Source organism: Mycobacterium sp. NGS67, assembly GCF_059812185.1.
Genome location: NZ_JCALCF010000025.1, coordinates 71,961 through 81,910, shown reverse-complemented (window position 1 = coordinate 81,910; position 9,950 = coordinate 71,961). Strand labels below are relative to the sequence as shown.

Genomic DNA, 9,950 nt, shown 5'->3' with positions numbered 1-9,950 from the left:
ATTCGGTAAGAATTGGGTGCTTTTGCGTCTGCTCGCGCAGGGTTAGGTGAGCACATCGGGGTCGGCTTTGATCGTCATGCGTGCTGCTCCCGCCCAGTAGACGACGGCGGCACGTTCGATCAGCGAGGCCTGCATGCCCTTCATGTCCGACCACTTCATCTCCGACGGCGATCTGCCGGTCAGCAGGACGTCGTAGGCCAGCTTGCACACCCGCTCGATCGACGCCGCGCGGTAGACGGCTTCGGGCAGGGTGCGTCCGGTGGCGATGACCCCGTGGTTGGCCAGGATCGTCAGATTCGCCCCGCCGATGTGTGCGGCGAGATCGGCTGCGCGAGAGGGGTTGTCGACTTCCCCGTCGTAATCCTCGACGAGGCACAGATCGTCCAGGAACAACGCACCGGTTTGATGGACGAGTTCGGGCAGCCGGCCCAGAGCCGCCAGCACGCACACGTAGTACGGGTGGTTGTGGATGACGACCCGAGCGTCGTCGCGTACCCGGTGCAGTTCGGTGTGGATGTGGATGGCCGGGGTGACGTCCCAGCGGCCGCGGATCACCCGCGCGTCGGCGTCGACCGTGCAGATGTCGGAGGCGGTGAGTTCCTGCCACCACAACCCCCAGGGGTTGACCAGCATCTCGCTCTGCTCGTCGGGTTGCCAGGTGATGTGACCGGCCATGTTCTCGGCGAACCCGATGGACGCGAGGTGGCGGAAGGCTATCGCCAGCGCCTGTTCGTCGGACAGGTCGACGCCGATCGGCGGCACCACCGAGGGCGCCCACACTTCCAGTCCGCCCCGGCGTGCGTCAGGAGCATTCATCGGCGGCCTCCATCCTGCTTCGGATATCCTCGCGGAGCTGGCCTTTGGCGACCTTACCCCCGGACGAGCGCGGAAGCTCGCCGACTACCACGAGCCGCTCCGGCAGCAATTCCTTCGAGACTCCCAGCGCCAGTAGATGTTCGACGAGGTCGCTCAGTTCGAGGCGACGGCGGCCGACGAGTTCGACGTAGAGACAGACCTTTTCGCCGAACAGCGGATCGGGCATGGCAACCGCCGACGCCCCCGCGAGTGCCGGATGGGTCATGGCGGCGTCTTCGACCTGGGCGGCGCTGATGTTCTTGCCGCCCCGCAGAATGAAGTCCGAGGTTCGTCCGGTGACTGTCAGGTAGCCGTCGGCGTCGATCTCGCAGATGTCGCCCATCCGCATCCAACCGTCGCGGGTGAACAATTCGTCGTGGTCGGTACCGCCTTCCAATCCGCCTTCCAAACCGCCTTCCAACCCGCTGAGGTACCCGAGGCTGGTCGCCGGGCCCCGGCAAGCGGGCTGGCCGCGGCCCGTGTGGGTGACGTCGAGGTCACCGTCGAAAAGACGTACCGACATTTCCGGGATGATCCGGCCGCCGGTTCGCAGGCGTTGTTGCTGCGGGTCGTGCAGCGTGGTCCCGCTGAGCACTCCGGTCTCGTTGGAGCCATAGAACTGCAGGATTTGGGCGCCGCTGAGGTCTTCGAACTCCGCAGCGGGCCGGTACGGCAGCGCCTCGCCGCCGGTGAAGACCACCCGCAGCGAGCTCATGTCGTGCCCCCGGCGATCCGGGTCCGCCATCAGCATCGTCAATTGCGTACTGACACAACATAATACGGTGACACGGTATCGGGCTATCGCTTCGTACACCGCAGCGGTGGTGAACCGCTCCAGGATCACCGTGGTCGCACCCAGGTGAATCGGGGTGGTGTGGCTGGTCCATATTCCGAATCCGAACGGCATCGGGATCACCGGCAGGATTACGTCGTCGGGGGTCAGCAGCCCGTGGGCGACGGCCTTCCGATGAAAGTAATGCCAACGGTTCTGGGTGTGCACCACGCACTTGGGTAGTCCGGTGGTCCCGGAGGTCGAGTTGATCAGAAAGACGTCGTCGGGTCCCAACTGAGCGGCAGCCTCGACGGCACCGGGGCGCACGTCCGGGTCCAGACGCAGGTCGGGGCGCAGGATCAGCACCGGCAGTCCCACCATGGTGGCCGCATCAGTCGCTGCCGCCCCGCGCGGCGGATCGCTGATCAGCAACGTGGGCTGCGTGGCACGCAACAGATGTGCGCCTTCCCGCACGCCGGCGCGCGCGCCGATGCCGACCACGACGGCGCCGCAGCGTTCGACGGCGACGAACAACACGTGGATGGCCGCCGAATCACCGTGCCACACCGCGACCCGGTCGCCGGGCCGGACCCCGCAGGCGACCAGCCGTCCAGCCAAAGCGGTTGCCGCGGCGTCGAATTCGTGCCACGTCAGCGCCGCTGCCGCACGGTCCTGCCGCGAGTCGAGGTACGCCGTGCGCTCCGGCGAGTGCTGTGCGTGACCGCGCACCGCTTCGGACAGCGTCGTATCCGACCACCAGCCCGCCGCGCGGTAGCGGGCCGCGTCTGCAGCCGCGTACGCGGGCGATCGCGCCATCGTCAACGCGCTGGCGTGCATAGCCATGATGATAGGAAACGACGTCCGGGGCTGGTGGTCCCGGAGGCGCATCCAGGTTCAACTTTCTGACCGGTGAATTTATCGGGCTCCAAGGATTTATAGAGAATCCTTTAAGACCGTTGCCGAAGTCTGATGTGGCCCGCCACCAACCGGGAGCGGGCTGACCTCATACAGGAGTTCAGGCACCGTCATGGCCATTGTCGACTCGCCGGCACACCATCACGCCCATTTCCCCGGATCGCACCATGCGCCGCCCGGACCAGCATCGGGCCCAGTCGGCTACCGCGATCAGCCGGTTCGCCACCCGTGGGAGATCGGTCTGCTGGTCCTGGTCATCTTGACCAGCGTGGTTCTCTACCTGATCGCGATTGCCGTAGTGGTATCCGGCAAGACCAGTCTGCTGTGGCTTTCGGTGCTTGCCACGCCGCTGGCGCTGTTCCTGGGCCGAGGATTGAACTACGGCCGGCAACGCACCAACGGCGTCAAAATGTCGCCCACCCAGTTTCCGGAAGGCTACTGGCTGGTCGTCGAAGCGGCACAGCGGTTCGGTCTGACCGAAGTCCCGGACGCCTACGTCGTCTTGGGCAACGGACAGATCAACGCGTTCGCCAGCGGCCACGGCTTCCGCCGGTATGTGGTGGTGTACAGCGACCTGTTCGAGGTCGGCGGCCAGGCTCGCGACCCCGAGGCGCTGGCTTTCGTGATCGGTCACGAGGTCGGACACATCGCGGCTGGGCACGCCTCCTACTGGCGACAGCTCAGCCAGTTGGCCATGAAGGTTCCGTTCCTCGGTCAGGCGCTGTCCCGGTCGATGGAATACACCGCCGACAACTACGGCTACGCGTTCCGCCCGGAGGGCGCCCGCCGCGCCATCGGGGTGCTCAGCGCCGGTAAGTACCTGCTGCGCTGGGTGGACTTCGACGGGATGGCCGACCGGGCCAGCACGGAGACGGGGTTTTTCGTGTGGCTCTCCAACATGATGGCCTCCCACCCGGTCAACACCTGGCGGGCATCGGCCCTGCGCAATCGCTCCGCCGCCGGCTCGCTGTTCCTCCGCCCCAAGCAAGCCGCCCTTCAGCCGACCCACTGGACGGCACCGCAGCACGGCAATTGGGCGCGCTAGCCCGATAACACCAGACCGGGTCGGGTCCGGGCTGCCGAGCGGCGCCACGCGACGGCGTCGCTCGGTAGTCGTCGGGACGCACCGGTCAGCGGAGCGCACCAACGGGTAGACATATCAGCATGACTTCGGACAAGCATGACCTGGCCGTGCGCATGGCCAAGTTGGCGCAGACCATAGCCACGCCGCGCACCATCGAGCAGATTCTGAGCGACGTCACCGCGGCTGCTGTGGAGCTGATACCCGGCGCCGACACGGCCGGAGTGCTGCTGGTCCACCGCGGCGGCACCTTCGAATCGCTCGGCGATGTCACCGAGCTGCCCGAAAAACTCGACGAACTGCAACACCGCTTCCAAGAGGGCCCCTGCTATCAGGCCGCGCTACACGACACGATCGTGCGGACCGACGATTTCCGGACCGAAGAACGCTGGCCGCAGTACTCGCCGGCTGCCCTCGAACTCGGCGTGCTCAGTGGGTTGTCCTTCAAGCTCTACACCGCCGAACGCACCGCGGGCGCGCTGAACCTCTTCGGGTTCGAAGCCGGCGTCTGGGACGCCGAAGCGGAAACCATCGGCACCGTGCTCGCGGCGCATGCCGCCGCGGCGATCCTGGCCGGACGCCAGGACGAGAACATGCAGGCGGCGCTGTCCACCCGAGACCGCATCGGGCAGGCCAAAGGCATCATCATGGAGCGCTACAACGTCGACGAGGTACGTGCGTTCGAGATGCTGCGCGCCCTGTCCCAGGAGAGCAACTCCAAGCTCGTCGACATCGCGCAACGGGTCATCGACACCCGCGGTGGCGGCACCGCCGAGTGATCAGCCGCTCTTCAGCCGGATCTTCCAGCGCACGAAGCCCAGGTAGAAGATGCTCAGCACCACAAGCATCGCCATGTCGAAGATCCAGGCGCCCGCGGTGTGTTTCCAGTGCGAGTCCTTCGGCACCTGCGGCACTGGACACAACGTGGTCAGGTCGATGGTGGAGGCCGACGCCGCGAAGCCCCATCGCGCCGGGGTGACCCACGACATCTGGTCCAGGCCCATCCGGTTGGTCACCGGGATCATGCCGCCGGAGAACACCAGCTGCGACATGACTGCCACCACGAGCAGCGGCATGATCTGCTCGTTGGACTTGGCGACGGCCGACAACACCAATCCGAGCATGGCCGACGCGACCGTGGTTGCCGCGATGTCGACATAGAGCTCCAGCGCGGCACTGCCCAGCACCGAGGCGTCCACCTTGGGTCCGGGCTTGCCGAGGAGCGCGATGATGGTCACGATCGCCGACTGGACCAGCGCCATGACGGTGTACACGCAGACCTTGGCCAGCAGGTAGGCGGTGGTGGACAGGCCCACCGCCTGTTCTCGGAGGAAGATCGCCCGCTCGCCGATCAGGTCGCGGATGGTCAGCGCCGTGCCCATGAACACCGCACCGACATTGAGCAGCACCAAGATCTGAGCCGGCTCGGTGGGAGCGTCACTCGGATTGGGTGGGGCCATGTTCGGGGCATTGAAACCGACGTCACCGGGCACCGACATGGACAGCGCACCCATGATGAACGGCAATATCGCCAGGAAGATGAAATAGCCGCGGTCGGAGATGATCAGCCGCAGCTGACGTCGGGCGATCGTGGAGAACTGCCGGAGCAGGCTGGTATGCGCCGCCTCACCCAACTCGGCGGGTTGCTCGGTGGGCGGCACTGGCGGTGGCGGACCGGTGCGTTCCAGGTACCGGGCCTTGGCCCCGTCCGGGTCGTCGGCGACGGTGCTGAAGATGTCAGCCCAGTTGGTCGTGCCCATCGACGGGCCGATCTGGCTCGGCGGCCCGCAGAACGCGGTCTTGCCGCCCGGCGCCAGCAACAGCACCTGGTCGCAGACGTCGAGGTAGGTCAGCGAGTGGGTGACGACCAGGACCACACGCCCGGCGTCGGCCAGTTGCCGAAGCATCGTCATGACCTGCCGGTCCAAGGCCGGGTCCAGACCCGAGGTCGGCTCGTCGAGGATCAGCAGCGACGGACCGGTGAGCAATTCCAGCGCCACCGAGGCGCGTTTGCGCTGACCGCCGGACAGCTTGTCGACGCGGGTCTCGAGGTGCTTGGTCATCTCGAGTTCCTCGAGCACCCGGGCGACCACCTGTTCGCGGTCTTCCTTGGTGGTGTCCGGGGGCAGGCGCAGCTCGGCGGCGTACATCAGAGCCTGACGCACAGTCAGCTGACCGTGCACCACGTCGTCCTGCGGCACCATCCCGATCCTGCTGCGCAGCGAGGCGTATTCGGCGTGCACGTTGTGGCCCTCGAAGGCCACCGTGCCGCTGGTCGGGTGGGTGTAGCCGGCGACCAGCTTGGCGAAGGTCGACTTGCCCGCACCGGAAGGACCGATGACCGCGGTGAGCATCCCGGGGCGTGCGGTGATCGAAATGTTGTCCAGCAGCGTCTTGTTGCCCTCGATCGTCCACGTCACCCCGCGCACGTCCAGTCCGCCGGTACGGGTTTCGAGCAGGCTCTCTTCGCGACGGGACAGGACACCGTTCTCGAAGACGAGGTCGATGTTGCCGATCGTGACGACGTCGCCGTCGCGCAGCACGGCGGACTCGACCCGGGTGCCGTTGACGAAGGTGCCGTTGATGCTGCGGTTGTCGCGTATCTCGATGCCGTTGGGCGACGGGATCAGGGTCGCGTGGTGGCGGGAGGCCAGCACCTCGGGGATGACGATGTCGTTGTCGTCGGCGCGACCGATCTTGATGGCGTTCGGCGGCAGGTCGCCTCCGGCCTTGCCCGGCCGCAGGATCTTCATCATCGAAGTCCTGCCGCCCACGTCGGCCGTGCGGCCGATCACCGGCGGCGGCTGCGCTCCGGCGGCGGGACGGTAGATGTGCGGCGACGAACCCGGTCCGCCTTGCTGCGGGTGCATCGGTTGCGGGCCGGACGGGTAGCGCGGCTGCGGTCCCGACGGCGGCGCCGCGGGCATCCGTGCTGTCGACGGGGGCGCCGGCGGCTGTCCCCAATTCTGGCCGCTCTGTTGGGAAATCGGACCGCTGGGCCGCGCCGGTATCGCCATTGCCGTCGTCGGCGGCGGGCGCCCCACCGTTCCCTGGCTCCGGCGGCCCACCTCGAAGTCCAGTGCCGGGCCGTCCGGGTTGCCGATGTTGACGCGCTGCCCGTCCTGTATGTCGACAACCGGCACACGTCGGTTGTTGACGTACAGCCCGTTGAGGCTGCCGTTGTCGATGGCGACCCATCGGCCCTGGTCAAACCGCAACAACAGGTGCACGCGGGAGATGAGGGGGTGTGCGACGCGGACGTCCGCGCGCAAGTCACGCCCAATGACTACGTCGTGGCCTGCTGCGAAGGTGCGTTCGGCTCCGTCATACCGCACGGTCAACACAGGCGGGGCAGCTGTCTGGGTCATCGCAGACAACTGTATCGGCAGGTTGGTCGTTTGCAGAAGGAAGACGTCAAATATGTGTTACCGATGCTGCGGCGGCCGATCAGCGGCGCGGCGCGTTGCCTCGGCGGATCTCCTCCAGACACTGCAGCCGCGTCTGCCCGGTCTGCTGCACGCAGACCTGAACCGGGGTCTCTTGCTCACTGGGCAGCGGCGTCTCGTTGGGTCCCGGAGCCGAGGTGACGGTGGGACTCGCGACGGGCCCCTCGGTCAGCGACCAGATGCCCTTGTCCGGGTCCTGCACGCCCTGCAGCGGCGAGCAGAAAGCGTCGGCCTTGGCCCGTGTCTTTCCGACGCTGCCAAGCGGGTAACACTCCGCACCGATCGCGACCACCGGTATCGGTTCGACGTTTCCCGGGGTCGGTGTGCCGGCGGCTGCGGAGGTGGTAGCGGGCGCCGACGGTGCCGCGCTCGCCGTGGGTGTCGCGGTCCGCGAAGCGGTCGCGGCCCGCTCGTCTTCGTCGGCACGCAGGAACTCCCGCAGCCCGAAAACAATGGCGATCACCAGCAAGATCGCCAGAACCCCGGGGACCAGGACGGCGGGCCGCAGCAGCGATCGACTCGATGGCGGCGACGCGACCGCGGGCAGGGACAGGTTGGTCTCGTCGGCGTCACCGGTGTCGCCCAGGTGATGGCCGAGCGCACGCGCGAAGTCGACGCACCGCAGGTAGCGGTCTTTGGGATCTTTGGACAGCGCCTTGCTGAACACCGGATCGAGATCGGCCAGGGAGGGACGCCGTTCGCCGATCGGAGGGGGTGTCGCGGTGAGATGCTGACTGATCACCACCGCCGGGTTCGTGTGCTGGAACGGGGGCGACCCGGTGAGCAGCTGGTAGGCCGACGCCGCGAGTGCATACTGGTCCGCCCGGCCGTCCAGGTCGTTGCCCATCAGTTGTTCGGGGGCCGCGTAGGCGACCGTGCCGACCGTCATGTTCGTGGCGGTCAAGCCGGTCGATTCGCCCACCAGGCCGGCAATCCCGAAGTCGGCCAACAGGATTCGTCGAGCCGGTGAATCGGGCTGGGCAATGAGCATATTGGCGGGCTTGACGTCGCGGTGCATCATCTTGTGTTCGTGCGCGTAATCCAGCGCCTCGGCCACCGCGGTGATGATCTCGACGACCTCGGGTCCCGGCATCCCGTTCGGATAGCGTTCTTCCAGCAGAGCGCCCGCGTCGGTGCCGTCGACGTAGTCCATGTCGATCCACAGCTGCCCGTCGGTTTCGCCACGGTCGTGCACCGCCACGATGTGCGGGTGCCATAGGGCCGCGGCGGTCTCGGCCTCGCGATAAAAACGCTCGCGGTATTCGCTGTCCGCGGATACGTCGGCCTTGACGACCTTCAGCGCATCCTGGCGCGGCAGTCTCGGGTGCTGAGCCAGATAGACCTCACCCATTCCGCCGGATCCGAGCCGCCGGACAATGGTGTATCCGGCGAACGTGGAGCCTTCGTCGAGCGGCATGGCGGCATAGTAGCCTGCGGCCACGTTGCGCAAACCCAGTCTCGGCTGCGGCGCCGGCATCCGCGTTCTGGTGGGCCCGCGCCCGGAAGCGACCAGCCAACTGGCCGGGTTGAGCGGGGCACCGCGCGGACGAGAACGCAACAAAGGTTTGGTTGTGGGTTTGACCTGCACAGAAGTCGGGGAATCTGCACAGGGCAGCCCAGCCGCGAGCGCGAGGCTGGGCACGCAATACACCGACCTACACGCAGTGAACGTGTGGTACCCGCGTGTCGATTGCAGGATCTCTCATAATCATTGCTATGCAACATATTTCGGATCTTTGTTTTATCTGAGTGAACAACTGTGTACTGTTGGACCCATGGCGGAACGCGGCGCTCAGCCTCAGGTATCCCGTGGCCGTAGGTTGTTCCTGAAAGCTGTCCGGAACTTATTCAAGCCCCTACAGCCCGACGACTACATCGAGATGATCAACCCGTTATGGACAACGAAGGAGTTGCGCGGGAAAGTCGAGCGGGTCGAGTCCCAGGGCTCGGAAGCCTCGAGCGTTCTGATTCGCCCGGGTTACGAGTGGCCCGGCCATAAACCGGGCCAGTATGTGCGGCTGGGTCTCGTCATCGACGGGGTCTACCACTGGCGCGCGTACTCGCTGACATCTGATCCGGAACCCGTCGACGGTCTGATCAGCGTGACGCCCAAGAAGGTGGACAGCGGTGTGGTGTCGCCGTATCTGGTCGAGAAAATCCGGCCCGGGGAACTGGTGCGACTCGGCGAGATCGAAGGCGTGTTCACACTGCCCGAGCCCTTACCCGACAAGATGCTGTTCATCAGCGCCGGCAGTGGCATCACGCCGATCATGAGCATGCTGCGCAGCCTCGATCACCGCGATGAACTGGGCGACGTGGTGCACATTCACTCCGCTCGCACCCGCGAGCAAGTGATGTTCTTGTCCGTCCTCGAAGATCTCGACGGCCGTCACGAGAAAATGCGACTGGACATTCGCCTGACCGGAGATCGCGGCCGACTCGAACCCGAGGACCTGGATGAGGAGTGCCCGGACTGGCGCGAGCGTGAAGCGTTCTGCTCGGGACCGGAAGAGATGCTCGATGCGCTGATCGAGCATTGGGAGAAAAACGGCGATCCGGATCGCCTGCACTTCGAGCGATTCCAGCCGAAGATCGGCGGTGACGCCGGCGACGGCGAAGGCGGCGAAGTCAACTTCCTCAAGAGTGACAAGACGGTCGAATGCGACGGCGGCACATCCATTTTGGAAGCAGGCGAGAACGCCGGCCTGGAACTCGCGTTCGGATGTCGCATCGGGATCTGCCACACCTGCGTGGGCACCCTCAAATCGGGAAAGCTGCGTGATCTGCGCTCCGGTGACATCAGTGAACCCACCGAGCAGGAAGTTCGGATCTGCATCAATGCCGCCGAAGGCGACGTCGAACTAGAACTGTGATCGAAAGG

The 9,950-nt window shown here is 66.0% G+C and carries 7 protein-coding genes; 3 read left to right on the top strand and 4 right to left on the bottom strand.

Features of this window, described 5'->3' with window-relative positions; all coding sequences use genetic code 11:
- Window positions 1–42: 42 nt before the first annotated feature.
- Window positions 43–816: a class II aldolase/adducin family protein gene (locus AC5Y4D_RS20885; protein WP_500038115.1), complete on the bottom strand. Its 774-nt coding sequence runs from the start codon at window positions 814–816 to the stop codon at window positions 43–45.
- Complete coding sequence (locus tag AC5Y4D_RS20880; protein ID WP_500038121.1) at window positions 803–2,464, bottom strand: class I adenylate-forming enzyme family protein; 1,662 nt, start codon at window positions 2,462–2,464, stop codon at window positions 803–805. The genes AC5Y4D_RS20885 and AC5Y4D_RS20880 overlap by 14 nt, the downstream gene beginning before the upstream one ends.
- A gap of 190 nt (window positions 2,465–2,654) precedes the next feature.
- Here AC5Y4D_RS20880 and AC5Y4D_RS20875 point away from each other — a divergent pair, with 190 nt between their 5' ends.
- Both AC5Y4D_RS20875 and AC5Y4D_RS20870 read left to right on the top strand, forming a co-directional pair.
- The gene (locus tag AC5Y4D_RS20875; protein ID WP_499942619.1) at window positions 2,655–3,587 is read left to right on the top strand and encodes a M48 family metallopeptidase; all 933 of its coding nucleotides are present in this window, start codon (window positions 2,655–2,657) and stop codon (window positions 3,585–3,587) included.
- 119 nt (window positions 3,588–3,706) lie between these two features.
- Window positions 3,707–4,402: a GAF and ANTAR domain-containing protein gene (locus AC5Y4D_RS20870; protein ID WP_499942623.1), complete on the top strand. Its 696-nt coding sequence runs from the start codon at window positions 3,707–3,709 to the stop codon at window positions 4,400–4,402.
- Here the strand turns inward: AC5Y4D_RS20870 and AC5Y4D_RS20865 are convergent, their stop codons facing one another.
- Window positions 4,403–6,991, bottom strand: coding sequence for an FHA domain-containing protein (locus AC5Y4D_RS20865; protein ID WP_499942626.1), 2,589 nt, complete (start codon window positions 6,989–6,991; stop codon window positions 4,403–4,405). It lies immediately after the preceding gene.
- A 79-nt stretch (window positions 6,992–7,070) separates the two neighbouring features.
- Window positions 7,071–8,486: a serine/threonine-protein kinase gene (locus AC5Y4D_RS20860; protein ID WP_499942631.1), complete on the bottom strand. Its 1,416-nt coding sequence runs from the start codon at window positions 8,484–8,486 to the stop codon at window positions 7,071–7,073.
- A gap of 358 nt (window positions 8,487–8,844) precedes the next feature.
- Between AC5Y4D_RS20860 and AC5Y4D_RS20855 the strand changes: the two genes are divergently transcribed.
- Window positions 8,845–9,942 (top strand): ferredoxin reductase, encoded by a 1,098-nt coding sequence (locus AC5Y4D_RS20855; RefSeq protein WP_499942874.1) that lies wholly within the window; start codon window positions 8,845–8,847, stop codon window positions 9,940–9,942.
- Window positions 9,943–9,950 lie beyond the last annotated feature (8 nt).